The following is a 271-nucleotide window of genomic DNA, read 5'->3' on the forward strand; positions in this document are numbered from 1 at the left end:
TCATGCCTATCGAAGACGTTTTCTCAATCCAGGGTCGTGGTACTGTTGTAACTGGTCGTGTTGAAGCTGGTATCATCCGCATCAATGACGAAGTAGAAATTGTTGGTATCAATGATACAACTCGTTCTACTTGTACTGGTGTTGAAATGTTCCGTAAGCTTCTTGACGAAGGTCGTGCTGGCGAAAACATCGGCGCACTTCTACGTGGTACTAAGCGTGAAGACGTTGAACGTGGTCAAGTACTAGCTAAGCCTGGTTCAATCAACCCACA

The 271-nt window shown here is 45.8% G+C and carries 1 protein-coding gene; it reads left to right on the forward strand.

Annotated features, from left to right (window positions below; all coding sequences use genetic code 11):
- Positions 1 to 271 (forward strand): EF-Tu/IF-2/RF-3 family GTPase (locus tag NRL14_RS21135; RefSeq protein ID WP_306725531.1); only part of this gene is annotated, 271 nt, incomplete at both ends.

Source organism: Pseudoalteromonas sp. 20-92 (assembly GCF_030847595.1).
Classification (GTDB): Bacteria; Pseudomonadota; Gammaproteobacteria; order Enterobacterales; family Alteromonadaceae; genus Pseudoalteromonas; species Pseudoalteromonas fuliginea.